Genomic DNA, 25,693 nt, shown 5'->3' with positions numbered 1-25,693 from the left:
TTATTGTAATTTATTTGCCAATATACATTGATACGTAGAAGTTTAAATATAGTGAGATTTATAATGCACAATAAAGAACCGCTAGATGTTCTTGGACATATTTCATGGTTATGGGCTTGCTCTCCAATGCACAGAAATTGGCCTATATCTTTGTTTGCAATAAATGTATTACCCGCAATTATATCCAATCAATATGCCTTATTAACACGGGATGGTTATCCTATTGCATATTGCAGTTGGGCAAATCTAAGTTTGGAAAATGAAGTAAAATACCTTAACGATGTTACATCGTTAGTTGCAGAAGACTGGACATCAGGTGATCGCAAATGGTTTATTGATTGGATAGCACCTTTTGGTGATACCGGTACTTTATATAAATTTATGCGAAAAAAATTCTCTAATGAATTATTTAGAGCTATTAGAGTAGACCAAAAATCTCAAGTTGGCAAAGTGTCAGAATTTCACGGAGGTAAGATAGATAAACAATTAGCTAATAAAATATTTAAACAATATCATTATGAATTAATGACTAAAATAAAAAATAATCCAGACTTTAAGTTTTCATTAACAGATTAAAGGTTTATTATATGTCAAAAACAACTGAGAAAACACCTGACGTAGGGCTCAAGATGATCTTGTTGATCCCTAAAGATTATAATGGGGATAGTTCAAATCTAACAGAGTTTCTCCAAGCGGCAGATAAATTGGGTATTGAAGTTCAAAAAGATGAAAAAAATAGTGAAGATATTACTAATCAGGTGTTTGGTACAGCAGACAAATTAATTGGACTCACTGAAAAAGGTGTGGTTATATTTGCTCCACAATTAGACAAACTAATACAAAAATTTCAAACAACAGGAAATGGTTTTGGAGGGAGTGCAGAAAATTTAGGCAACCATTTAGATAAAGCAAGCGGTATATTATCAACGATTCAAAATTTCATAGGTACCGCATTTTCTTCAATGAAGATAGATGAATTAATAAAGAAACAAAATAATAATGAAAACGTTAGTGCAAATGAATTGGCAAAGGCTAGTATTGACCTTATCAATCAGCTCGTAGATACGGCATCTAGTTTGAACAACAATATCAACTCGTTTTCTAAGCAACTAAATAGTTTAGGTGGTTTATTATCTAATACAAAACACTTAAACAATGTTGGCGATAAGCTACAAAATTTACCTAACCTAGATAATGTAGGAATCGGCTTAGATACTATTTCCGGAATATTATCTGCTATTTCAGCAAGTTTTATTTTAAGCAATGAAGATGCAGATAATGGAACAAAAGCTGCCGCTGGAATTGAATTAACAACAAAAGTCTTGGGTAATGTAGGCAAAGGAATCTCTCAATATATCATTGCACAGCGTTCCGCACAAGGGTTATCAACTTCAGCTGCAGCTGCAGGTTTAATTGCTTCTGCGGTAACATTAGCAATTAGTCCACTATCATTCCTATCCATTGCAGAACAATTTAATCGTGCAAACAAAATAGAAGAGTATTCTCAACGCTTTAAAAAATTTGGATACGATGGAGACAGCTTACTCGCTGCTTTTCACAAGGAAACCGGAGCTATTGATGCGTCATTAACTACGATTAATACGATTTTATCTTCCGTAGCTTCTGGTATTAGTGCTGCCGCAACTTCTTCCCTAATTGGAGCACCAATAAACGCATTAGTTGGGGCTGTAACGGGGATTATCTCGGGAATTCTAGAGGCCTCCAAGCAATCAATGTTTGAACATGTTGCAAATAAAATGGCTAATATTATTGCTGAATGGGAGGCAAAACACGGTAAAAATTATTTTGAAAATGGATACGATTCTCGTCATTCTGCATTTTTAGAAGATAACTTCAAAATATTATCCAAATATCATACAGAGCATTCTGTTGAAAGATCAGTCCTCATCACTCAACAACATTGGGATACGCTTATTGGTGAATTAGCAAGTGTCACTAAAAATGGAGATAGAACACTTAGTGGAAAAAGCTATATTGACTATTATGAAGAAGGGAAACGCCTAGAGAAGACACCGGATGAATTTCAGAAGAAAACATTTGATCCATTAAAAGGTAATATTGATATTTCTGAAAGTAAATCGTCTACATTATTAAAGTTTGTCACACCATTATTAACTCCTGGTGAAGAGATACGTGATAGAAAACAGTCGGGAAAATATGAATATATGACTGAATTATTGGTCAAAGGTGTTGACAAATGGACTGTAAAAGGCGTGATGAATAAGGGGTCTGTATACGACTACTCTAATTTAATTCAGCATGCATTAGTTGGACATGATCAATATCGTGAAATTATCATTGAATCGCATTTAGGGGATGGTGATGATAAAGTATTTATGTCAGCAGGATCTTCTAATGTTTATGCAGGAAAAGGTCATGATGTAGTCTATTATGATAAAACAGATACAGGCTATTTAACAATTGATGGCACTAAGGCTACAGTAGCTGGAGATTATACTGTCACGCGAGGGCTAGGCGGTGATGTTAAGATTATGCAGGAAGTAGTGAAGGAGCAAGATGTCTCGGTTGGAAAAAGAACCGAAAAAACTCAATATCGAAGTTATGAAATTAATAATATTAATGGTAAAAAATTAACAGCGATTGATAATTTATATTCAGTGGAGGAAATTATCGGTACTGATCGCGCAGATAAATTTTTGGGTAGTAAATTCAATGATATATTTCATGGTGGTGGCGGTGATGATTATATAGAAGGTAATGATGGCGATGACCGATTATATGGTGGTAAAGGTAATGATACTTTAAGGGGGGGGAATGGTAATGATCAACTCTATGGTGGTGATGGTAACGATAATCTGATTGGTGGCACTGGTAATAATTACCTTAATGGTGGGGAAGGTGATGATGAACTCCAGGTGCAAGGGAATTCTTTTTCTAAAAATGTATTATTGGGTGGAAAAGGTAATGACAAGTTATACGGTAGTGAGGGTACAGACCTACTTGATGGTGGCGAGGGAAATGATATATTGAAAGGCGGATATGGGAATGATATTTATCGTTATCTTTCAGGATATGGTCATCATATTATTGACGATGAAGGTGGTAAAAGTGATAAGCTTAGTTTAGCAGACATCGATTTCCATGATGTGGTTTTTCGTCGGGAAGATAATGATCTCGTAATGTATAAGGCTGAGAACAACGCTATTTCAATTGGTCAAAAAAATGGTATTACATTTAAAAATTGGTTTAAAAAAGAATCAAACGATATCTCTAACCACCAGATTGAGCAAATTTTTGATAAACATGGTCGGGTAATTACACCTGACTCTCTTAATAAAGCACTTGACCAAAAAAATAACAAAGCTAGCTATGTATATGGACATACTGCATCAACGAATGCGGATGAAAAAAACCTTACCCCGCTAATAAATGAGATTAGCAAAATAATTTCATCTGCAGGTAACTTTGATGTTAAGACTGACATATCTGCGGCATCTTTGTTTAATCCGTCAAATAATGTAAGTGGTTTATTGTATAGTAGTAACTCTATAACATCGAACGCATAAGTATAGCATTTAAATTCACTTAATAGCAATCTTATAAGAATGTACGTTACATAAGATTGCTATTTTTGGAGTCTCTATGGATATTCATCATCACAATGATTATGGGTTATATGCGCTGGAGATATTAGCCCAATATCATAATGTTTCTATTAATCCTGAAGAAATTAAACATAAGTTTGATATTAATGGTACTGGGCTAGATTTAACGTCATGGTTACTTGCGGCAAAATCTTTAGAACTAAAAGTAAAACCTGTAAAAAAAACAGTTGATCGACTAAATTTCATTTATCTTCCCGCATTAGTTTGGAGAGAAGATGGACATCATTTTATTCTAACTAAAGTAAGTAAAGAATCAAATAAGTATCTTATTTATGACTTAGAACAGCGAAATCCTCGTGTTCTTGAACAATCTGAGTTCGAAGAATTATATCAGGGAAATATTATCCTCATTACCTCTCGAACTTCAATTATTGGTAACTTAGCAAAGTTTGATTTTACTTGGTTTATTCCTGCTATTATTAAATATAGGAAAATATTTATTGAAACTCTGGTCGTTTCTATATTTTTACAATTGTTTGCTTTAATTACACCACTTTTTTTTCAAGTGGTTATGGACAAGGTTCTAGTACACAGAGGATTTTCAACTCTCAACATTATCACTGTTGCTTTATCTGTAGTAGTATTATTTGAAATTATACTAAGTGGTTTAAGAACTTATATTTTTGCACATAGTACCAGTCGCATTGATGTTGAGCTTGGCGCAAAGCTTTTTCGTCATCTATTAGAATTGCCTATTTCATATTTTGAAAGTCGTCGTGTTGGTGATACTGTCGCTCGAGTCAGAGAGCTAGATCAGATTCGTAATTTCCTGACAGGGCAGGCATTAACTTCAGTTTTAGATTTATTATTTTCGTTTATTTTTTTTGCTATAATGTGGTATTACAGCCCAAAGCTTACCTTAGTCATTTTATGTTCATTACCCTGTTATGCCACATGGTCTATTTTTATTAGTCCCATTTTACGCCGACGTTTAGATGAGAAGTTTTCTAGAAATGCAGACAATCAATCCTTTTTGGTGGAGTCCGTAACAGCGATTAATACTATTAAAGCAATGGCTGTTTCACCTCAAATGACAAACATATGGGATAAACAATTAGCCGGTTATGTCGCTGCGGGATTTAAAGTGACAGTATTATCCACTATAGGCCAGCAAGGTATACAGTTAATACAAAAAACCGTGATGATCATTAACCTTTGGTTGGGGGCTCATCTAGTTATTTCCGGGGAGCTAAGTATTGGTCAATTAATTGCGTTCAATATGCTTGCCGGGCAAATTGTCTCACCGGTTATTCGCCTCGCTCAACTTTGGCAAGATTTTCAACAAGTAGGTATATCTGTCACTCGCCTTGGAGATGTTCTTAATTCTCCTACTGAAAGCTATAAAGGGAAGTTGACATTACCAGAAATTAAAGGAGATATTACATTTAGAAATATTAGATTTCGTTATACACCCGACTCTCCTGTAATTTTAAGTGATATAAATCTAAATATAAAAAAAGGCGAGGTCATTGGTATTGTTGGACGCTCTGGTTCAGGAAAAAGTACATTAACTAAATTAGTCCAACGTTTTTACATTCCTGAAAATGGTCAGGTATTAATTGATGGTCATGATCTTGCCTTGGCTGACCCTAATTGGTTACGTCGTCAGGTAGGGGTTGTACTTCAGGATAACGTACTTCTTAATCGCAGTATTTTTGATAATATAACGCTTTCTAACCCAGGTATGTCTATAGAAAAAGTGATTTGTGCTGCTAAATTGGCTGGTGCTCATGATTTTATTTCTGAATTGCGAGAAGGATATAACACGATCGTAGGGGAACAAGGCGCAGGGTTATCTGGTGGTCAACGGCAACGAATTGCAATTGCAAGAGCGTTAGTTAACAACCCAAAAATATTAATATTCGATGAGGCAACTAGTGCTTTGGATTATGAATCTGAGCATATTATTATGCGCAATATGCATAAAATCTGTCAGGGTAGAACAGTTATTATTATCGCGCATCGTCTATCTACAGTAAAAAATTCAGACCGTATAATTGTGATGGAAAAAGGAAATATTGTTGAACAAGGAAAACATAAAGAACTTCTATCGAACCCAGACAGCTTATATAGCTACTTATATCAATTACAGTCAGATTAATAGAAAGATAAGAATATATGAAAACATGGTTTATGGGATTATATGCGTTTTTATTGCGTTATAAAATCGTTTGGAGTGAAACGTGGAAAATTAGGCATCAATTAGATGCTCCCGTTCGAGAAAAGGATGAAAACGAATTTTTGCCTGCCCATCTAGAGTTAATTGAAACACCAGTGTCTAAGAAGCCACGTTTAATTGCATATTTTATTATGGCTTTTTTACTTATTGCTATTGTTTTATCTATTGTAGGCAAGGTTGAAATTGTTGCTACTGCAAATGGAAAACTAACATCAAGTGGGCGCAGTAAAGAAATTAAACCTATTGAAAACTCGATAGTTAAAGAAATTCTGGTAAAAGAGGGAGAATATGTTAAAAAAGGGCAAATATTATTGCAACTTACAGCATTAGGCGCAGAATCTGATACTTTAAAGTCACAATCATCACTGTTACAGTCAAAGTTGGAACAGGTGCGTTATCAGACGCTGAAAAAATCCATTGAATTAAATAGAATTTCTGATTTAATCTTACCAGATGACTTTTATTTTAATGACATTTCTGAAGACGAAAAGCTTCGTTTGATATCTTTGATTAGTGAACAGTTTTCTACTTGGCAAAATCAAAAATATCAAAAAAAATTAAGCTTAGATAAGAAAAAGTCAGAGAGATTAACAATACTTTCACGTATAAATCGTTATGAGCATTTATCACGTGTTGAAAAAAGTCGTTTAGATGATTTTAAAAATTTATTGCGAAAGCAAGCAATTGCAAAACATGTGGTCATTGAACAAGAGAATAAATATCTCGAGGCGGAAAACGAACTGCATGTTTATAAATCACAGTTAGAGCAAATTGAAAGTGAAATATTATCAGCTAAAGAGGAGTATCATCTTGTTACCAAGTTGTTTAAAAATGAAATTTTAGATAAAATACGACAAACAACAGATAGCATTAAGTTATTAACACTGGAAGTGGAAAAAAATAAAGAGCGCCAACAGGCTTCGATAATCAGGGCTCCTGTGTCAGGAAAAGTTCAGCAATTAAAAGTTCATACTGAAGGCGGTGTTGTTACAACAGCCGAAACATTAATGGTAGTAGTACCAAATAATGATTTACTAGAAGTTACCGCATCAGTACAAAATAAAGACATTGGGTTTATTCAAATTGGACAGAGCGTCATTATTAAAGTAGAGTCATTTCCTTATACGCGATATGGTTACTTGACTGGTAAGGTGAAAAATATAAACTTGGATGCTATAGAAGACCCCAAATTTGGACTTGTTTTTAATGTCATTGTTTCTCTTGAAGATAATTATTTATCAACTAAACATAACAAACTTCCATTGAGCTCTGGTATGTCTGTAACCGCTGAGATAAATACAGGAATGCGAAGCATAATAAGTTATCTTCTTAGTCCTTTGGAAGAATCAGTAACCGAAAGTTTACATGAGCGTTAGGTTTCTGTGTGTGATTCATAGACATCCTTTCAACGATACTGGATGTCTATGGACAGAGAAATCCACTGAAGACTACAGTGGATAAAAATGTGTGAAGAGTCTGGTGATGCAAGCTTCGTAAGTTGCCGCTGTGGTATTTCTAGGCCAACATTGCTCGATACAAGCAGGATGTAATTTCTGCTCTGGAAAGCCATAGTAGACGGCCTCATTCTTCTCTTGATACTAAAATTACGGACGAATTGAGAGCATTGAATCTTTAGATGCTTGTGAAACATAACCTAGGGGCGCGGTGCTTTCAAGCAGAACTAATTCGTTTCACCAAATATACCTAAACACAGCAATAATCCACAAAGTACTATCAGAAGTTTCGGTGAAACCGATAGTTACTTACCTACGAAACAAGACTTCCCAAGGCACGAACGTTCGACTCCTGGTGACAGGGCTCAGATGGATTCTTGTAAAATAGCGTCAGGGATTGGCTTTGTTGCGTAATTCGATCAGAGAACCAAACTGCCTACAATTGAGTAATTCTTATACAATGCACTGAGTTTCAGGCATATCAAGCCCTGTAAGTTTGTTCAACGCTTTAATCATGGCGTAAGTTTCACCAACCTGAGCATTGTAGTTTCTCAGACTTAATCGCCCACCTAACAACTGCTTCACTCGATACATTGCTGTCTCTGATAGTGAGCGTTTATGATAGCCGTACCGCTTTTTCCACTTGTTGTTGGAGCCGTAGAGCTTCTGGCAACCTACCGCTAAGTTCCTAGGGTGACCATTCTCCCAGAAGGCTGCCCCTTCTCTTGGAGGGATGAGTGGAACAGCTCGCTTGAACCGTATGGCATCGTGGCGTTAGACAAAGCTTCCATCCCAGACGCACACAGTAGGTTGACAGTGGACCCCGGCACTTGGGTGTCCAGTCTGGCCAGCAGCAAACTCATTCGGGCGATGTTGCGGTTGTCTTCACCCGCTTGGTTCGCACACCCCAAAATCACATCGTCGACGCGACGCCAGTCGAGCGTTGGGTGACGTTCTGTGAGTGCTTTTAACGTGATGGCGGCCAGATCGTCCGCGCGGATCGACGACAATGCACCGGCGTAGCGGCCAATCGGGGTTCTGACGAAATCACACAGGTACGCGTTAGACATGCGCCACCTCCTTCTGAGACGCCGCGAAGCTGGCGGTGATCAATCCTCTGGCCAGATCGATTTCCGATCGGGCAATGCGGTGCTCTCGCTCGGCAAAGATCTCAAGGTGGACACTCGCTCCTAACTGCTCAAAATAGTCGGCCGTCTGAGTGACACGTTCCGCGGAGACCCAAGTATCGGTATGACTGCCCGAGAGCAACATCGTCATGCCATCAAACACGGGCTTTTGAGCCGATGCTGTCGGGCACTGAGGACCAAACAGTCCACCAGTGAATAAAATGGCGCCCTCCATCGGCTGTTGAGATTGCCTGATGAACTCGGCCGCCATGCACGCGCCCTGCTAGAAGCCCATGATCCAGATGCGCTCGCGGCTCACGCCTTGTGAGAGCAAGTTTTGCAGGACGTGATCGATAACCTCGAGCCCCTGATTTAACTGTGGCTGGTTGTCGTCAAGAGCGCGGGTGAACCCTCGGGTATACCAGGTAGCGCCGGGTGCACTCGGCAGATAATAGGTCGCCTCAGCCAAGTTCAATTTGTTGATCAGTTTCGTCATATCGTCTGTAGTTTGGCTGCGTCCATGCAAAAGGATCACCACAGGGTTGCCGGCGCTCAGTTCAGCGCCTTTAATAACCACGGTGTACGGGCTAATGTCTGATGAGGGTTAACACGTTTTCTATTCCTTGTTTTGACGGCGGTTACACAGCTATCTCAGCGATGGTGTCGGGCTTGGCAGGTTGTGGGTTTAGGCCTAAGAGTGTTCTGGCCTCATCGATAGAGGCCACATCCCGTCCCAATTCGTGAGACAGTCTGACGATGCGATCCACCAACTGGGCATTGCTGGTAGCGAGCTCACCTTTTCGGTAATAAATGTTGTCTTCGAGCCCCGTGCGGACATGGCCACCCAATAAAATCGAGTAGGTGTTCAGCGGCAACTCCGCCTGCCCAATCCCGATGGCTGACCAGATGCTGTTGTTAGGAAGGCAGTCCACCAGATGCAGCAAGTCTTTGCAGCTCGGCCGGACCCCACCATGAATGCCCATCGTAAACGCAAACACCAACTTCTTGTCCAAGTAACCTTGTTGCTGAAGGGTGATGGCCTCGTGGATTACCCCGGAATGGTAAATTTCTATCTCAGGAGTCACCTGATGCTCCTTCAGCGCCAGTGCGAGTTTTTTTGCCAGTGCGGGGCTGTTGATGAAGGGCTTGTCGCCATGATTCACTGACCCACAGTTAAAGGAAGCGATGTCTGGCCCGTACTGAAGATGATTCCAGGCTTCCTCTTCTGGTATGCCGTGTGGCAAGTTGAGGCCAGAGGTACCCAGATTGAGGATAATGTCGGAACGTTCGCGGACACGCTCGATGATCTCGCGCCAAACGTCTTTGTCGTAGCTTGGCTTACCCGCTTCATCACGGGCGTGGATATGCGCGACACTGGCGCCTGCCTCACTGCACTGAACGACAGCATCTGCAATTTCTTTTGGCGTGTGTGGGACGGCGGGGTTCTTACTTCTTGGGGTGATTCTGCCATTAACGGCGGCGGTGATAATCAAATTGTCCATATATTTCAATTTCTTACACTATATAATTGCCTCCATTGTAAATATAACAAATTAAAGTCAAGCCCCCAAAAAATGGTGACAAAATGGATTTTGTCGCATAAAAGCCACATTAGGCCTTGCTATGCATGGTGTGCTTACAACACAGTCTATATGTCTATACATATTGATTTTATGATTGTGATTTGCCTCATCAACACAGGTTACTCAGTAAAGCAACATGCCATACCTGTAGTTATTCGTTAATTGCTAATTTAGCAAAGTTGCTGAAACAGTTTTTGTCCAAAGACGTGCTGGTGCTGATCTCAGCTTCTATGTGATCACCAAGCGACTTTGTCGACTTACACATGACTAGGTGAAGTGATGGAACTATTTTTGTAAGAAAGTTTCTTACTGCGCTTTGATACCTCAAATATTATCGTCACAAAAATATCAACTTATGGTTGTATCAACAAGAGTTATTGTTCTCCCAATGTAGCAGGAATGTGAGTAGTGTTGAAATAGGAAAATAGTACACACCAAGTTTTAGAAGGTGAGGAGTGTTAGTATTGTGGATAAGCGTTGTACGTTAATATATTTTGGTTGAGTTCAAAATATTCTTAAAGATAGATATTACTTCAACTGGGCATTTATCATATCTTTTGATTCACTTTAAATCTTTGAGGAGACATGTTGTGACAGACTACTCTCCATATGTGTATTTAGGAACGATCAACTTCCGAGCGGCAAATGTCCTGTTTTCACCCAAATCACCGTTTCTTCTTCTACAAAAGGGAAGTGCTCACTCATGTGAGGCGAGCGCAACCAAGTATGTGTTGGGTATATACCTAGCTCATCCCTAAACTCGCCAGACAACACAAAAACTTCTTCTCCACCAAAGTGTCTGTGAGGTTGAAACTTTTCTCCTTTGGGCCACTTCACCAACGCAACATGCTCGTGCTTAAAATCATGTAACGGCATCACTTGTAGTCCGCCAATACCAGGCAACCATTCTGTTTCTCGAGTATTGATTCGAACAGTTTTAAGATCGTTCGGATCAAATTGATTGAGCTTGACCAAAATGGCACAACCTTTCTCGCTAAACGGCGCGTGCAGACTGCCGGGTGGGTTACGAAGATAAGAACCCGCGGGATAGTCGCCATTTTCGTCAGAGAAGACACCATCGAGCACAAAAATTTCTTCTCCGTAAGGGTGAAGGTGAGGAGAAAAACGCGATCCTGCTTCGTACTTCACTACACTGGTTACGTGACCAGATTCTTTTGCTCTCGCTCTAATGGCTTACGCCACACTCCTTGAGAGGGGCTCGCAACCCAATTTTGGCTGCCTGTTTCGATGACGACCCTTTGAGAAAAATCCATATTCAACATACTGAAATACCGTTACTTATTTTGTCGGTTCTTGCTCCAATTATACGTTTAAAAACGTAATTTGATGCAATGGTTGGTTAAGCAATGTTCAACGGTTTTCTGAATACAAATGGGTTCTATTTTCAATTATTTCTTGTGTAATGATAATTGTTATATTATAACAACTTAAAAATCATATGTTATAACATAACAATAAGGAAGAAGTAGTGAATAAAAAATTGGTTTCTCTAGTCATTGGTAGCATTTTTGCATCCCCTGTTTTTGCCGATACGTTGTCGAATCCACAAATTGGTGTCGTTTTGGACGGATATTACCAAGATGGACAACGTCATAACTCAGAGCGAGAAGAAGGGTTTGGCTTGGGTCATACTGAGCTTAGTTTGTCTGCAAACATTGACGATAAATTCCATGGCGCTTTGACGACAGTGCTGGAAAGCCATGCTGACGACACCGAACTGATGTTGGAAGAAGCGTTTATCGAAACCTTGGCTTTGCCTTACGGCTTTAATGTCCGAGCGGGGCGTTTTCTTTCCGATTTTGGTTACTTGAATAACCAACACATGCATACCGATAGTTTTGTTGAGCGTCCATTAGCGTACCGAACGTTTCTTGGTTCGCATTACTATGATGATGGCGTGAGAACGAGCCTTGTTCTTCCGACAGATCTGTTTGTGAAATTTGGTGTTGAGGCGCTAAGTGGCAGCAAGATGTCGGCAGTGGATGAGGGTTCTGACGTTGGTGTATTTACCTCAACATTAAAACTAGGTAGCGACATTTCAGATTCTTCTAGTTGGCAATTTGGCTTGAGTTACCTGCGAAACAAGAACGGCAAGGTGGAAGAATTTGCTGACCACGATCATCATGCTGATACCGGTCATGACCATGAACATAGCCACGCTGCTGCGATTACTGGTGCGAATCTTTATGGTGCTGATTTTGTTTGGAAATGGGCCCCGGATGGTAACTACAAGTACCGCAACTTTACGTTTTCTGCCGAGTACATGTTGTTGGATGGTGTGGTCGACAGCAAATTTAAAGATGAAGCTGAATCCGCTGATAACTTAACAGCATACTACGTTTCGGGTGTATACCGGTTTAACCCTAGCTGGTCTGCTGGCGTTCGTTACGGCGAGGCGGAAAGCTACGATGGTCATGCTCATGGTGACCACATGCATTTCACTGCGCTAAATGATAAAGAAGTCGATGCGATGATTGCGTGGGATTCCTCGCACTTTGGTACTGTTCGTGCGCAGTACACGCGTGCAGAAAACCAAGATAAAGAAAAAGAGGACGTCTTTACATTGCAATACGTCATGACTTTTGGGGCGCACGGTGCTCATGCGTTCTAAGTCATTAACCTTTATCTCTAAAGGTTTAGGTACAATGGCAGCGATTGCTGCCATTGTTTCTTCTCCAACATGGGCTTTGGATATTTTTGTTTGTGAGCCGGAATGGAAAGCTTTATTGCAACGCCACGCTCCGGAAGCAAATATCTATTCTGCTACTACCGATAAACAAGATCCACATTACGTGCAAGCTCGCCCTTCGTTGATTGCGAAAATGCGTCAAGCCGATTTGGCTATGTGTTCTGGAGCAGAGCTAGAAGTTGGGTGGTTGCCTATGCTACAGGCACGAAGCTCAAATGCTGCGGTGCAAAATGGGGCAAAAAGCATGATTTACGCTGCCAGTTCTGTACGTATGCTGGATACACATCAACATGTGGATCGCAGTATGGGTGACATTCATGCGCATGGTAATCCGCACGTGCAGTTTGCGGCTAATGACATGATTACGCTTTCGCGCGTTGTGACTCAGCGTTTGCAAGCGGTTGATCCTGAAAATGCGCCAACCTACCAGCTCAATGGGATGAAGTTTCGTGCGCATTGGCGAAAAAAACTCAACGAATGGGAAGCAAAAGCTCAACCATTACAGGGGAAACGGGTTGTTGGATATCACTCCACTTACCGATATTTATTTGATTGGCTAGGTATGGTTCAAGTCGCGGATCTTGAACCGAAACCAGGGGTATCGCCGACGACCTCGCATCTGCAATCACTGACCAAGTTGGACGCAAGTTCGTTTGATGCGATTGTGTATTCGTCTCACCAAGATCAACGCCCCGCAATGTGGTTGCAACAACAAACAAACAAACCTGTCGTCCAATTGCCTTTGACGGTGTCAAAGGAGCAGAACTTAGATGATTTGTACGATGAAGTGATTGCCGAGTTACTCGATGTGTTTGTTTCTCCTAGTGCTGTGAAGTTTTGATCATGACTGAATACACATGGTTAGCGCCGGCTATTTTGTGCGGCGTGATTGCGCTAATTGGTAACGTCGTACTGGGCCAGCAAGTATTAAAGCGGCAGATCATTTTCATCGACCTTGCGGTGGCTCAAGTCGCAGCTTTGGGTGCGGCGCTTAGTCATTATTGGCTAAACTCATCTACTTTGTACGTGAGGATTCCTTGGTTATCGGAATCTTGGCTTGGTGCAATGCTTGGCCCTTGGATAATGTCGTTATTGTTATGCGGATTGATTGCTGCATTAGAAAAGCGAAATCATCCGCATCTTGAGCCGATGATTGGCAGCTTGTTTGTGGTATCTGCCTCTTTGGCGGTGTTACTTGTTAGCAAAGACCCACATGGTGCTGATTTCATTCAAGGGATTTTGAATGGTCAGCTACTGTGGTCGACATGGCAAGATGTTTGGCCGTTGACGGTAATCACTGGTGCGATGTTGTTGCTAGTACGTACAAAGCCCGAATTTATGCGTGGTAGCGGTTTTTATCTCATCTTCGCTATTTTGATGCCGATCACCGTCAAACTGACGGGGATTTACCTAGAGTTTGCTTTATTGGTGATTCCCGCTTTATGCGCTGCGAGCCTTAAAGGTAGACGTTTTTTAACCGCCAGTTTAGGTATCGGAACTATTGGTATTTTGTTGGGGATAGCAGCTTCTGCAAAGTATGATTTGCCTAGTGGTGCAACGATTGTTATTACGCTGTTTATGACGGGTTTAGTATTTAATCTCTTCTCACCGCTGAGAAAAATCGTGTTGTTACAGATGAAGAGTTAATACAGAGCACCATTGGCGCTAATGGTGCTTTTTTGCTTTTATTCAATGGGTTAGTGTCTTGCCCATTTATCTGTTTTAGCATTCAACTTGAGAATCGCCAGAAACATCATCAAGTTGTCTTGATTCGTTCACATCAGACTTCCAGAATATTCCTATAGTTTCATTAACGAAATAAAATCCTTTGCGTATGAGAAGCACAAACCCACATAACGATAAGCGCCTAGGATCAAGCAAGTTTGTAATCTCAACATTTAAGGAAGACCAAGATGAAACCGGAAAAAGTAGCAGTAGTCACTGGTGCGGCACGTGGTATTGGCCAAGCTATTTGTGAGCAATTACTGGAGGATGGATTCCACGTCGTCGGGCTAGACATATCGCCTTTGGAATGGAGCCAGTCGGCGCAGCTAAGCAGTTATCAAGTCAATTTGTGCGATGCCGCTGCTGTTAGCGAAGTGGTAGACAGTATTGTAGAGCAGCATGGAAGAATCGATGCGCTGGTTAATAACGCGGGTATTACTCGCGATGCATTGCTGCCAGACATGCTAGAACAAGATTGGGACAGCGTAATCGATGTGAACTTAAAGGCTGTGTTCTTACTTACTCAACGCGTCGCGCCAGTAATGCTAGAGCAGGGCGCAGGTAGCATTGTCAGCATTTCTTCTATCGTGGGTACGGATGGCAATATTGGGCAAAGTAACTACGGCGCAAGTAAAGGTGGCGTCATCTCAATGAGCAAAGGCTGGGCGAAAGAACTTTCAAGAAAGGGTGCACAGATACGCGTCAACTGTGTCGCGCCAGGCTTTATCACCACCGACATGACCAAGAACCTGCCAGAAAAAGTCATTCAAATGATGGAAAGTAAAACGCCCCTAGGACGTATGGGCTCGGTGCAAGATATCGCCAATGGCGTTGCGTTTCTGGTCTCTGATAAAAGTGCGTTTATAACCGGACAAGTGCTCAAGATTGATGGTGGGTTGGTGCTTTAATGTTCGAACCATAACCTCAAGTAAAAAACGCTCTTTGCTCAGGTGAAGGGCGTTTTTGTCTCAAGATAAATGCATACAAACATGGAGAGTTAAATTGCCAGTTGTTTACTCGGTATAACAAAACGCAATTGGTCTATCCGCAAAGCGCACATGTAATATCCATAAAAAACATGGATTATTCATATGAAAAAATTATCGCTACTTGGCCTGCTTATTCTCTTTGGCTGTAACCAGCAAAACACTCCGACTCCAGACCCAAATCACAATCAACCACACCAAAGTTTTAAAAAAACGCCGGAGATTGCTAAAGAGCTAAAGGCTCAACCTACAATTGATGACCAATTTGCTCTGCTATATCGAAAATTTGATTACACACTAGATAGAAGTGATTCCCTGACAGGTCGTGATGAAAATAAAGACGGAATACGCGACGATATCGAGGCATTCATCAATGCGTTAGAAGTGTCAGAGCCAGTGCGCAATGCATTGAAGCAAGAAGCACGTCAAACTCAGAAAAACCTATATTACGATTGGAGTGAGAAGACTGAGGCTAATATTGACAAAGCTATGGCGATAGGCGACGAGTTCGATAAAGTTCTCGCTTGCAAAGATTTTGTCGGTATCCCAGTGGATGACTCAATCGATACGTCAAAAACAATCGTAGCACTAACATACAACACTAAAGCCAGAACGGTGGCTTATCTTACTTACAATCATTTGCTAGATGGTTCAGTCAGTACATTGCTCCCTGCTGAGGAGCAATACTGTGAATAAGCTAACAGGTGCCCTTTTGATTTTCACGATATTCCCCGCGCATGTCAGTGCCAATTCCTGCGATATTGAAGGCTACACAATCGGCTTTTTTAATGGTGTAGCTACGACACTAAAAGGAGCTAAACAAGGGCAGAAGAAAATAGAATCAACCCTTGGTATCAAGCAATTCAACGGTGAGCCAGTTGAATATCAACTGTTCTACAATGACTCTTACATTGAAAGTAACGGGTTGAATGTCTTAGCTGATTTTGCTGAAACTTTTGATCAAAGAACACAAGAGTTGGGGCAAAAGCAATTTGACCGATGGGAAGCGTTTTGGGAAATCGTTAGCGGACGTCAGGACAGTTCTATCATCCAAAAAATTAGTGCGACTTTTTCATGGTTTAAAGGGTTTGTTTCCGACCTTGTCAGCCAAGGTATGAATACGATGATTCGTGAGTTTTTGCAGCTCTTGAGTACTTCGATTGATTCACCTGATACTGAAAAAACTCAGATGCAGCATAAACTCATCAATGATTCCAATACATGGAAAGGCAAAAAGCTAATTTATATTGCTCACTCGCAAGGAAACTTATGGGGGAACCAATCTTACAAGTATGTTGTTTCTCAATTAGGATACGACGCTGATAATATTCACGTGGTTCATATTGCGCCGGCCTCGCCAACATTAACCCCTGATAGTGACTATATTTTATCAACCTCTGACCTTGTTATTAATGGCCTGCAACTAACGGGAATTGGCTCTGTCCCTGTACCGAATACCGCTATAGCGCCAAGCACAGCAGACATTGCAGGGCATGGTTTAATTGAAATCTATTTAACTCATCCTGACTCGATTAACAAAATCAAGAAATCTGTGGGGCGAGCTTTTGATTCACTTACCAAGCCGGACATGGAAGAGCATCTCTTTGAAGTGACCTATCAATACACGCCTTATTTTGTTGAAAGTCATGCTGAACCAGAGATTAAATTTGTCGATAACCCAAGCGGGGATTGGTTTGAAAAAGCCATGTATCCACATTACGATGACTCGTACTTTGAATATGATTCTGCCGCTTACAAATACAAACTCAAACCTGTTGCTGGCTTAAAATACTTATCTCACCAACGCGACAAAAAAGACAGAGAGAACCAAACGTTTACCGTTGTTCAATGCTCAAATATCCCAAACGATGACCCATTTATATTGGGTGAAAAATCCGAGGCATTAATATGGTACGGATATGATGAGCAACCGGACAATACCAAAGTTATTGTGACAGTCAGAGATAGGTATGGAAGAAAGCTACAAAGTGGAGAGCAATCGGTGAGTGAACTTCGCCGTAAGGGGTGGCGTTATCAAGGTATATTCCTTGATTTGAAAGCGAAAAATCCTTACTCACAGAAAGAAAAGAGTTTCATAGAAAAACAAAATCTAGAGACTAGGTATGAGCTTCACTCTAATTCTATTCTACTACCAACGGCATCATGAATAGCTATTAGGCTCACTACGCGACATAAATTTGTTGCGCTGACCTCGTCCAAAAATGAGCGATGCTGAGCACAGGTACTTAACACAACAAACGCCCCTCCTATCTCTAGGAAGGGCGTTTTTTATTGGAGCAGTTCGTTGAGTCGTTAGCATGCCATTATGTTCTATTTTACTTAGAGTGGTTACCCATAACATTTCTTAGCACACCTATTTGAACGAACATGACTTATGTCGATATAGTACAACTAACTACATAAATAATGGCTATATACGAATTATGAGCAATAGAAAATCGCTGTGCTAATTGACTCATAATTGCCCCATTTCAATTCAGCCCCCTCACTCACGACGTTCCTGAGTATCGACGTTTGCCCTAATTTACTAATGACTTAATAGCAGTTTAGCTGTATCTGAGTGCTATAGATGTAGGTATATGTGGACTGGCTAAACTATTCAGTAGAGAAACAGAGAATATCTTTCTTCTGGAGAATTCTGGATAAGTTCGTTACATTATTTTTTCATTCGGTATAAGGATTTACTCGAGTATTTATGAAGTTTTGTGACGAAACGTTGGCCCCTCCAATACTGGCATATGCACACAATTATTCTCATGGGGATGTAGAACCACCCCATACTCATCAGTGCGCTCAGTTTTTACATGCTTTAAACGGTGTTATTCGAGTGGATACACAATCAGAGTCGTGGGTTGTGACAACGAATCAAGGGCTATGGATACCTGCAGGTATCTCACACAGCCTCAGAATTACGGGGGACGTTCGAGTTCGTACGCTTTTTGTTGATCCTATGGCCAGGGCAGACCTTCCCAATACCTGTGTGCTATCGAAAGTTTCGTCGTTGCTGACCAGTTTAATTGTTGAGGCCATATCTCTACCCGATATTCGGATAGCAGGAACGCGAGAAGAACGAATATTTGAACTTATACTTGATGAATTACGTTTGCTAAACCCCATTGATTTTTATCTCCCCAACCCAAGAACCGAAGCATTGGTCATGCTCTGTAAAAACGTATCTGAGCGTCTTTCACACCCATGGACGGCTTCAGATGCTGCCAAGTATTTGGGCCAAAGTGAAAGAACTGTTTCTCGTCGGTTTCAGCAAGAGCTAGGTCTAACGTTCACAGAATGGCTGCGTCAGAAACGATTACTACATGCGTCTGAACTTTTAGCCAGCGGGTGCAGTGTGTTAGATACTGCATTAGCGATTGGATATGACAGCCCTAGCGCATTTAGCGCGATGTTTAAAAGTCGAACGGGGCTGTCTCCGAGGGAATATTGTCCGATGGTTAATCCATTAGAACAAGATTAAAGCGCTAAGTTAGTCTGTAGTAAATTAGAGTAGGCATTCAACAATGCTTGTAGAGATGCTTTTGTTGCATCTTCTTCAATTGCGACGCCAAAAAAGCTCACGTTAGAAATCGCAGACTGTAGCTGCACATAACAGGCCGCTTTACTTTGGGTTCGTGAACCGAGAGTATGCTCGTGATAGTCAACGATATTTACCTGCAGACCATATTGTTCCATTAACCCTTTTAGCAACGCAGACATTAGACCATTCCCAGAACCAACACATCCTATCATTTTGTTGTTGTGATGAATTTTGGCTTCAATTTTTTGGCCAATCTTTGTTGTTTGACTGTGATAGCTCTGCAAGCTTATGGTCGGGTTACTCACTAGACCATAAGACTGTCTGAATAGTTGCCATAATTCCGAAAGATTAATTTCACATCCCGATCTATCGGTATGACTTTTCACTTTTTTACTCAAATCGGCTTGGAGCATTTTAGGCAGTAACAATCCGTGGTTTTCTTGTAGTAACCATGCGGCACCACTCTTACCTGATTGACTGTTTACACGAATCACTTCTTCATAGTTACACCCCAAATCCATAGGGTCTATCGGCAAATAAGGGATATCCCAGAAGGTCCTCAACTTAGAGCTATACGAAGAAAATCCTTTTTTAATGGCATCTTGATGAGAGCCCGAAAAGGCGGTGAAAACGAGCCTTCCAGCATAAGGGTGACGAGGGTGAACAGGGATTTCGTTACACTGCTCGACGAGTTCAACCGTATGCCGAATGTCATGAAAGCGCAATTTAGGATCAATGCCTTGTGAATAAAGGTTTAGCGCGAGTGTGACCAAGTCAACATTGCCTGTACGTTCACCGTTCCCGAATAAACAACCTTCTACCCGAGTCGCTCCTGCTAGCATGGCGAGTTCGGCACTAGCAACACCAGTACCTCGATCATTATGAGGATGAACACTGATTGTCACGTGCTCTAATGAACTAAATGTATTTATGAAGTGTTCAATCTGGTCTGCAAAAACGTTAGGAGTGTTACATTCAACGGTTGTTGGCAGGTTAATGATAAGCTGCCGTGTCTTGCTTGGCTGCCATACTGACGCTACTGCTTCACAGATTTCAAGTGCAAACTCGGATTCCGTAAAATTGAATGTCTCTGGTGAATACTCAAGAGTCCATTCAGTTTCAGGTCGTTTTTCACATAAGGCTTTAATCTGTTTAGCCCCATTTACAGCAAGTTCTAGAGTAGACATTTTATCCTGAGAAAAAACAATATCTCTAAAAGATGGAGCTGTAGCATTGTACAAATGGACGATGGCCTTAGACGCCCCTGTTATAGAATCAATTGTTCGCTCAATCAAGTCCGATCTGGATTGCGTAATCACCTGAATAGTAACATCACCTGGAATTAACTCGTTCTCGATCAGACATCGAACAAAGTCAAAATCCGTTTGCGATGCTGATGGGAATGCAACCTCAATCTCCTTGAATCCGCATTCAACTAAGTGGTGAAAGAACTTCAGTTTTTTATCAATATTCATTGGGTTAGATAAAGATTGGTTACCATCTCGTAAATCGGTTGAGCACCAACGAGGGGCTTGTTTTAATATCTTCGAAGGCCATGTTCTTTGTGGAAAGCTGATAACAGGAGCTACTCGGTATTTTTCTGATGGTATTTCTAACATTATTAATTTGTCCTTTCTTTGTTGAGAAAAGTTCATGCTAGAAGACTATGTGAATGATATCTGAATAGAAGTTGACGAAAATCGTCGCGTTTTGGACAGAGGGGTTACATCATCAGTACGAGAAGAGGCACTTACCTGCTTATTTGCTAATAGTTTTTTGTTTACGGTGAGTACTTATAGCTCAGAAATGCCCCGAAACAAGTTACGAGTCATTGTAACGCATTTTCAAACGAGTAAATTATGGGCTATTAGTTTTGCTGCACACCTTGCAACGACGCCCACATGCTCAATCAATGTGGTTTGTTCTGACATGATCTGCTCGATAGGCATCCACTGACAGTCGATTGCGTCATCTGACGCGATTGCATCGCCTGATTTATAACGACACAATACCGCAATCAAAATAAAATGGTGGTGCTCACCGCTTGCATCAAACTCATTAACTTCGATCACATCAAACGTTTTTTCCGGTGAACCATGAATTTGCGTTTCTTCAAATAACTCTCTGCGAGCAGCGTCATGCAATGATTCACCGGGGTTAACAGACCCTCCCGGGTAACCCCAGCCATATTTTTGGGGCTCCTTTGAACGCTGTACCAATAACAGCTCATCGCCTCGGTAAGTTACAGCAAGTGCCGCGACTGCTGGTACTTTCAGTTTTCTGTATTCTTGATCCATATATCTCTATCCTTACTCTTTTTTAAATAGATGAACTAGGAATTTTAATAGGAGAGCCCATGGGTTTAAAAACTCCAATTCGACATAGATACCTGCATACAACGATCTCGAAGTTTTTCCAACTTCACAATTGAAGTATTTCCACTTAATCTTTGGCATAAATAAGCAATTCAATATGGAAGAAGCTTATGAATGTGCTTCTAAATAGAAATTTGTAGTTTTAGATTACTTCTTCTAATGTTGCTGAATGTTCTCATGGACTCTTTTGACTGCTCGACCTGCTGATTTCTGAAAGCTTTATCCCAAAGAATTGCAGTTGAACACGAAATTGCGCTGCCCAAACCCTAAAAAGCAATAAACATTAAATAAAGCCCTCACAGTTAATTAGCATTTAGTCACAATTTATCTCACGGCGTGTCAGATTTTTGTGAGATTTGGTGCATATGAATTTTTACAGGTTATCTTCTATTATTGGTTCTATGTGTTACTCCCTTTGGGAAAGCCTTTGTGGCCGATAGTGATGCAGGTAGAGGATGTCGGAAAAAGCGAAAGCTACATTGTAATGATGCAGATACTGTAGTGGATGAGTAAAACTAACCACTAGTTCGTAGGTGTTTTGAATAAATTACCTTAGCAATACTTATCCAAGATCTCGCAATCACCACGGATTCGTAACAAGGTTTTGTCCAAAAATGAGCTCCGCCAAGTTAAAACGTTTAAAAACGCCCCTCCTATCTCTAGGAAGGGCGTTTTTCTTTTGTTTAAATTATCTAGGTAGATTACCTTTCACGCACGTAAGTCGTTTGAACTAAGGTGCCTAGCACCACTTCGCTCTTGATCACTTTAAAATTGAGTGGTTGTTCCAAATCACCAAACAAAGGTGCGCCGCCGCCAAGTAGGATAGGGAAGCGAGTGATCACCATTTCATCGATAAGATCTTCTTTGAGGAAGTTTTGAATCGTCACGCCGCCGTCGATGTAAAGCTCGTTAAAGCCTTTTGTATTTAGGTCAGCAAGTACATCTTTTAGCTCGCCTTTGACTAAAAAAACTTTGTCTTCGTAGCCTTGTGGAACTTCTGTCATGGTATTGCTGAGTACGAACACGGGCTTGCTGTACGGCCAATCGCAACCAAAACTCAGTACGACATCTAATGTATTACGACCCATTACCAAGCCATCTATACGCTCCATTAGTGGGACGAAGCCAGTATCAATGTTGTCTGGATTTGGTACGGATTGTAGCCAGTCGAGTTTGCCTTGTTTATCTGCGATGTAACCGTCCAGACTGGTTGCAATAAATACGATATTTGCCATGAGTACCTCATCAAAGTAATGATGCTTGAGCCAAGTTAAAGGTTGGTTTAAAATTAATTCTACAGTGTAGAATAATTCTGAGTTTATCGAGAAGATCAAATGTCTGTCAACGAAAAGAAACGCGGAAGACCGACCGCAAAGCAGTCACAACTGAGTGCAGAAAGCATCCTGGAGTCGGCTAAATTATTGATGAAAAAAGACGGAAAGATACCAAGTGTTCGTCTTCTAGCGACCCAATTGGATGTGGATCCTATGGCGATCTATTACTACTTCAAAAACAAAAATGCTTTGCTTGAAGCGTTAACGACATCACTGGTGGAAGACATTTATCAACCGCAAGCGAATGAAGATTGGCAAAGCGAACTCAAACACCTGTGCGCTAGTTATATTGAGCTGCTGCGTGAGCATAACGGGCTGTTGCAAACTATGTTAAGCATGACATCCCACGGACCTGCTCAAGTGTTTACTGAGCGCTATCAATTGATTGTTCAACCTTTGGGTTTATCCCAGCAAGTAGAGCAAGACAGTTTGGATCTATTGGCAGATTACCTACACGGTTTTGCGCTGTCGATTAGCTGTTGCCACGATGCAAGCTTGATTAAGACTGATATGTTGGATGGGCCTCTAAAACTGATCTGTTCCTCATTGTTGGCATCTCGAACCTAGTTCACATTACCGCGACGTTTTTGCTTATATCGTGAAAGAAATTCCCATAACCAAAGGTTCTAATTAATCGAGAGGGAAGGGCTTTTATTTGAAGATTCCGACCTAATATCTTGATTATGCCCAGCCAATTTAAGGTGGGGATTTTTAAGCATTGCTGCTGGTAGCGATTTGAACCAGCCTACAGGTGCATTCAAACACGATAAGGAATAACAATGGCTAACGAATACACACCACCAAGAGTTTGGACTAACGACAGTGAAAATGGCGGCCAATGGGCGAGCATTAATCGTCCCGATTCTGGCGCACGTCACGAGCAAGAGTTGCCAGTTGGAGAGCACCCATTCCAGCTTTACTCAATGGGGACTCCTAATGGTCAGAAAGTGACGATCATGTTTGAGGAGCTTTTGGCGGCAGGCGTAAAGGAAGCCGAATACGACGCGTATTTGATCAAGATTGGCGATGGTGACCAATTTGGTTCTGGCTTTGTAGCGGTAAACCCAAACTCTAAAATTCCGGCGCTGGTTGATCGCTCAGGTGATGAACCTATCAACGTGTTTGAATCGGGTAATATTCTTTTCTACTTGGCAGAAAAATTTGGTCACTTCTTACCAACAGAAGGTGCGAAGCGTGCTGAGGTAATGAACTGGCTATTTTGGTTGCAAGGTTCTGCACCATACTTAGGAGGCGGTTTTGGTCACTTCTACGCGTACGCGCCAGAGAAATTCGAGTACCCAATCAACCGTTTTACGATGGAAGTTAAGCGTCAACTGGATGTACTGGACAAACGTCTGGCAAACAACGCCTTTTTAGGTGGTGATGAGTACAGCATTGCCGATATCGCAACTTGGCCTTGGTACGGTAACTTGGTGCTGGGCCGCGCATACGATGCAGCCGAGTTTTTAGATGTGGAGAGCTACAAAAACGTTGTGCGTTGGGCGAAAGCAATTGATGAGCGAGAAGGTGTTAAACGTGGTCGTATTGTTAACCGCTCTTGGGGGGAAGAGTGGGAGCAACTAGCTGAGCGCCACAGTGCTGCAGACATTGATAATGTTTTGAAGCTGAAACCTTAAACGAAAAGATGTTAAGCGCACCATTAAAGGTGCGCTTTTTCGTTCCTCAACATTCTCTACTAAGACCTAAATATCATTAATAGATAGGTCGTATGTTTATTGATTATGTATTTTTCAATAATAGTAAACTGCGTATATTGGTATCATCTAAATCTATAAATGGTAAAGTCGATATTATTTATTTTTGTCTTTATTGATAATAGCCAGTTATGAATTTTAGTTTTGAGTTTTATAACTGATTAATTGCTAATTAACCTTTGACATATCCTTTGTTTTTGTATGGAATATGCACAATTTCGTCTTACGCTTTTCTAATTAATAGTCATAAAGTGTTAACTATATGCATCTCAATACATTATGAGATGAAAGTGTATTTCTTAAATGAAAAAGAGCCAAACCATATCTAAGTAGGGGCTATTAATTCCTTTCATTAATTTTTATATGGAATAATGACCTGCTTCGTCATGACGGAATAAAGCTCAAGTGTATGTTATTCATGTCATTAAAGAGGATATTTATGATGTCGTCGTTTAAGGCGTATTGGGTAGGAGTACGCGATCGAATTGCCACCCAAATTAAGGATAACCATTGTTTGGAATCCCTAGTGGTAAAGAAACAGCGTGTCAATCTAAACAACAGTGGTTTATCGTTTAGAGCGAAAAGTGGGTGTTTAGTCCCTCATTGCTATACTCAATTTATTGATCCAGAAAGTAAAAGTTCCAAAAAAACACGTAAGACATCATTGAGTTTTAAGAAAGGGAAGTTGTACTTTTCTTCGCTTTCTGACTGAATGAAAGAAAATGAAAATTAAAAATTTAACGATGTTTATTTAAGGTAAAAACATCCGAAATCATAAATTTGATTTAGGGTTATTATAAATATAATTAACCAGTGCCTAGTTTTCTCTTCGATATTTTTTATTTTATTCGTCGTCAATAAAATAAATCCCAATTTTTGTGTATCACGTCTCTATTACTCTGGTATTGACGCGAAGCTAACAAGATGAAACGTAAGGTGAGTAATATAAGCGCAACTGAAGATCTTGGATTATCCGATTTTCATTACCCCTAGTTTTTCAGCTCTGTAATTATTGGGTTGAATTGTCCTTTTAAGCCCGCACAGGTACTCTCCCTGACATCACCGTTTGTGCGGGTGCTTTTTCATATTTTGAACGATTTGTTTTAAGTGATCTGCTTATCTGTATCTAAAAATGTGGATTCTCGCTGTCATTGACGTGAGGCCGTTCTTTCGTGATCTCGTTTGGGCATCACATGTATGGACGGAAAATTTCTACTCATCTCTCATTCTTCTCGACAAACATTGAGTAAAGGTAACGAATCGTAACATTGCTGCTGTAACTGTATGGCGTTTCAATATACTCGA

At 40.7% G+C, this 25,693-nt stretch carries 20 protein-coding genes and 4 pseudogenes; 15 read left to right on the top strand and 9 right to left on the bottom strand.

The window, feature by feature from the left end:
- Positions 1–63 precede the first annotated feature (63 nt).
- The 5 genes and pseudogenes from DYB02_RS18115 to DYB02_RS18095 form a co-directional block, all read left to right on the top strand.
- Entirely contained in the window at positions 64–576 is a 513-nt protein-coding gene (locus DYB02_RS18115) for a toxin-activating lysine-acyltransferase (protein WP_029805944.1), read from the top strand.
- Positions 577–587: 11 nt separating this feature from the next.
- On the top strand, positions 588–3,548 hold the full coding sequence (locus tag DYB02_RS18110; protein ID WP_041955411.1) for an RTX family hemolysin: 2,961 nt from the start codon (positions 588–590) through the stop codon (positions 3,546–3,548).
- A gap of 76 nt (positions 3,549–3,624) precedes the next feature.
- Entirely contained in the window at positions 3,625–5,748 is a 2,124-nt protein-coding gene (locus tag DYB02_RS18105; RefSeq protein ID WP_029805941.1) for a type I secretion system permease/ATPase, read from the top strand.
- 17 nt (positions 5,749–5,765) lie between these two features.
- A complete protein-coding gene (locus DYB02_RS18100) occupies positions 5,766–7,202 on the top strand; it encodes an HlyD family type I secretion periplasmic adaptor subunit (RefSeq protein ID WP_029805939.1) in 1,437 nt (478 codons plus the stop codon).
- Between the two features lie 87 nt (positions 7,203–7,289).
- Positions 7,290–7,679 (top strand): annotated as a pseudogene (locus DYB02_RS18095) (transposase family protein); the annotation flags it as partial.
- Positions 7,680–7,733: 54 nt separating this feature from the next.
- On the opposite strand, the pseudogene DYB02_RS18090 reads toward DYB02_RS18095, so the two are convergent.
- The 6 genes and pseudogenes from DYB02_RS18090 to DYB02_RS18065 all read right to left on the bottom strand — a co-directional run.
- Positions 7,734–8,051, bottom strand: a pseudogene (locus DYB02_RS18090) (IS5/IS1182 family transposase); the annotation flags it as partial.
- Entirely contained in the window at positions 7,961–8,350 is a 390-nt protein-coding gene (locus DYB02_RS26140; protein WP_104411439.1) for a thiolase family protein, read from the bottom strand. The pseudogene DYB02_RS18090 and the gene DYB02_RS26140, both read right to left, overlap by 91 nt.
- A complete protein-coding gene (locus tag DYB02_RS18080; protein WP_029804825.1) occupies positions 8,343–8,678 on the bottom strand; it encodes an alpha/beta hydrolase in 336 nt (111 codons plus the stop codon). The genes DYB02_RS26140 and DYB02_RS18080 overlap by 8 nt, the downstream gene beginning before the upstream one ends.
- 12 nt (positions 8,679–8,690) lie before the next feature.
- Complete coding sequence (locus DYB02_RS18075; protein ID WP_123766438.1) at positions 8,691–8,903, bottom strand: alpha/beta hydrolase; 213 nt, start codon at positions 8,901–8,903, stop codon at positions 8,691–8,693.
- A 142-nt stretch (positions 8,904–9,045) separates the two neighbouring features.
- Positions 9,046–9,909, bottom strand: coding sequence for a beta-keto acid cleavage family enzyme (locus DYB02_RS18070; protein ID WP_029804820.1), 864 nt, complete (start codon positions 9,907–9,909; stop codon positions 9,046–9,048).
- Positions 9,910–10,617: 708 nt separating this feature from the next.
- Positions 10,618–11,273: pseudogene (locus tag DYB02_RS18065) on the bottom strand (cupin domain-containing protein).
- 206 nt (positions 11,274–11,479) lie between these two features.
- Here DYB02_RS18065 and DYB02_RS18060 point away from each other — a divergent pair.
- The 8 genes and pseudogenes from DYB02_RS18060 (at position 11,480) to DYB02_RS25970 (ending at position 18,904) form a co-directional block, all read left to right on the top strand.
- Complete coding sequence (locus tag DYB02_RS18060; protein ID WP_029804818.1) at positions 11,480–12,622, top strand: hypothetical protein; 1,143 nt, start codon at positions 11,480–11,482, stop codon at positions 12,620–12,622.
- Entirely contained in the window at positions 12,612–13,541 is a 930-nt protein-coding gene (locus tag DYB02_RS18055) for a metal ABC transporter solute-binding protein, Zn/Mn family (protein ID WP_029804814.1), read from the top strand. Before DYB02_RS18060 ends, DYB02_RS18055 begins: the two co-directional genes overlap by 11 nt.
- Positions 13,542–13,543: 2 nt before the next feature.
- Positions 13,544–14,347 (top strand): metal ABC transporter permease, encoded by an 804-nt coding sequence (locus DYB02_RS18050; protein WP_021452156.1) that lies wholly within the window; start codon positions 13,544–13,546, stop codon positions 14,345–14,347.
- 266 nt (positions 14,348–14,613) lie between these two features.
- A complete protein-coding gene (locus DYB02_RS18045) occupies positions 14,614–15,333 on the top strand; it encodes a beta-ketoacyl-ACP reductase (RefSeq protein ID WP_020838098.1) in 720 nt (239 codons plus the stop codon).
- A 183-nt stretch (positions 15,334–15,516) separates the two neighbouring features.
- Entirely contained in the window at positions 15,517–16,107 is a 591-nt protein-coding gene (locus DYB02_RS18040; protein ID WP_025587029.1) for a hypothetical protein, read from the top strand.
- Positions 16,100–17,578, top strand: a complete 1,479-nt coding sequence (locus DYB02_RS18035) for a hypothetical protein (protein WP_029804809.1) — start codon at positions 16,100–16,102, stop codon at positions 17,576–17,578. Before DYB02_RS18040 ends, DYB02_RS18035 begins: the two co-directional genes overlap by 8 nt.
- A gap of 549 nt (positions 17,579–18,127) precedes the next feature.
- Positions 18,128–18,376: pseudogene (locus DYB02_RS25975) on the top strand (AraC family ligand binding domain-containing protein); the annotation flags it as partial.
- 159 nt (positions 18,377–18,535) lie between these two features.
- Entirely contained in the window at positions 18,536–18,904 is a 369-nt protein-coding gene (locus DYB02_RS25970) for a helix-turn-helix domain-containing protein (RefSeq protein WP_225868836.1), read from the top strand.
- Here the strand turns inward: DYB02_RS25970 and leuA are convergent.
- From leuA to DYB02_RS18015, 3 genes are all read right to left on the bottom strand, one after another.
- Positions 18,901–20,583, bottom strand: coding sequence for a 2-isopropylmalate synthase (gene leuA / locus DYB02_RS18025; RefSeq protein ID WP_025611017.1), 1,683 nt, complete (start codon positions 20,581–20,583; stop codon positions 18,901–18,903). The genes DYB02_RS25970 and leuA overlap by 4 nt on opposite strands.
- 225 nt (positions 20,584–20,808) lie before the next feature.
- The gene (locus DYB02_RS18020; RefSeq protein WP_029804806.1) at positions 20,809–21,261 is read right to left on the bottom strand and encodes an NUDIX hydrolase; all 453 of its coding nucleotides are present in this window, start codon (positions 21,259–21,261) and stop codon (positions 20,809–20,811) included.
- A 779-nt stretch (positions 21,262–22,040) separates the two neighbouring features.
- Positions 22,041–22,574 (bottom strand): dihydrofolate reductase family protein, encoded by a 534-nt coding sequence (locus tag DYB02_RS18015; protein WP_023585604.1) that lies wholly within the window; start codon positions 22,572–22,574, stop codon positions 22,041–22,043.
- Positions 22,575–22,673: 99 nt separating this feature from the next.
- Between DYB02_RS18015 and DYB02_RS18010 the strand changes: the two genes are divergently transcribed.
- Together DYB02_RS18010 and yghU are read left to right on the top strand one after the other, a co-directional pair.
- Positions 22,674–23,240 (top strand): TetR/AcrR family transcriptional regulator, encoded by a 567-nt coding sequence (locus DYB02_RS18010; protein ID WP_029804803.1) that lies wholly within the window; start codon positions 22,674–22,676, stop codon positions 23,238–23,240.
- A gap of 212 nt (positions 23,241–23,452) precedes the next feature.
- On the top strand, positions 23,453–24,310 hold the full coding sequence (gene yghU, locus DYB02_RS18005; RefSeq protein WP_021449408.1) for a glutathione-dependent disulfide-bond oxidoreductase: 858 nt from the start codon (positions 23,453–23,455) through the stop codon (positions 24,308–24,310).
- The last annotated feature ends 1,383 nt before the right edge of the window (positions 24,311–25,693 follow it).

Origin of the sequence: Vibrio parahaemolyticus, assembly GCF_900460535.1 — a bacterium.
Classification (GTDB): domain Bacteria; phylum Pseudomonadota; class Gammaproteobacteria; order Enterobacterales; family Vibrionaceae; genus Vibrio; species Vibrio parahaemolyticus.
The sequence above is the reverse complement of the archived record's forward strand: the minus strand, read 5'-3'. Positions and strand labels throughout refer to the sequence as shown.

Coding starts and splice junctions, on each gene's coding strand:
- DYB02_RS18115 (WP_029805944.1), top strand. CDS start 64: ATGCACAATAAAGAACCGCTAGATGTTCTTGGACATATTTCATGGTTA.
- DYB02_RS18110 (WP_041955411.1), top strand. CDS start 588: ATGTCAAAAACAACTGAGAAAACACCTGACGTAGGGCTCAAGATGATC.
- DYB02_RS18105 (WP_029805941.1), top strand. CDS start 3,625: ATGGATATTCATCATCACAATGATTATGGGTTATATGCGCTGGAGATA.
- DYB02_RS18100 (WP_029805939.1), top strand. CDS start 5,766: ATGAAAACATGGTTTATGGGATTATATGCGTTTTTATTGCGTTATAAA.
- DYB02_RS26140 (WP_104411439.1), bottom strand. CDS start 8,350: ATGTCTAACGCGTACCTGTGTGATTTCGTCAGAACCCCGATTGGCCGC.
- DYB02_RS18080 (WP_029804825.1), bottom strand. CDS start 8,678: ATGGCGGCCGAGTTCATCAGGCAATCTCAACAGCCGATGGAGGGCGCC.
- DYB02_RS18075 (WP_123766438.1), bottom strand. CDS start 8,903: ATGACGAAACTGATCAACAAATTGAACTTGGCTGAGGCGACCTATTAT.
- DYB02_RS18070 (WP_029804820.1), bottom strand. CDS start 9,909: ATGGACAATTTGATTATCACCGCCGCCGTTAATGGCAGAATCACCCCA.
- DYB02_RS18055 (WP_029804814.1), top strand. CDS start 12,612: ATGCGTTCTAAGTCATTAACCTTTATCTCTAAAGGTTTAGGTACAATG.
- DYB02_RS18050 (WP_021452156.1), top strand. CDS start 13,544: ATGACTGAATACACATGGTTAGCGCCGGCTATTTTGTGCGGCGTGATT.
- DYB02_RS18045 (WP_020838098.1), top strand. CDS start 14,614: ATGAAACCGGAAAAAGTAGCAGTAGTCACTGGTGCGGCACGTGGTATT.
- DYB02_RS18040 (WP_025587029.1), top strand. CDS start 15,517: ATGAAAAAATTATCGCTACTTGGCCTGCTTATTCTCTTTGGCTGTAAC.
- leuA (WP_025611017.1), bottom strand. CDS start 20,583: ATGTTAGAAATACCATCAGAAAAATACCGAGTAGCTCCTGTTATCAGC.
- DYB02_RS18020 (WP_029804806.1), bottom strand. CDS start 21,261: ATGGATCAAGAATACAGAAAACTGAAAGTACCAGCAGTCGCGGCACTT.
- DYB02_RS18015 (WP_023585604.1), bottom strand. CDS start 22,574: ATGGCAAATATCGTATTTATTGCAACCAGTCTGGACGGTTACATCGCA.
- DYB02_RS18010 (WP_029804803.1), top strand. CDS start 22,674: ATGTCTGTCAACGAAAAGAAACGCGGAAGACCGACCGCAAAGCAGTCA.
- yghU (WP_021449408.1), top strand. CDS start 23,453: ATGGCTAACGAATACACACCACCAAGAGTTTGGACTAACGACAGTGAA.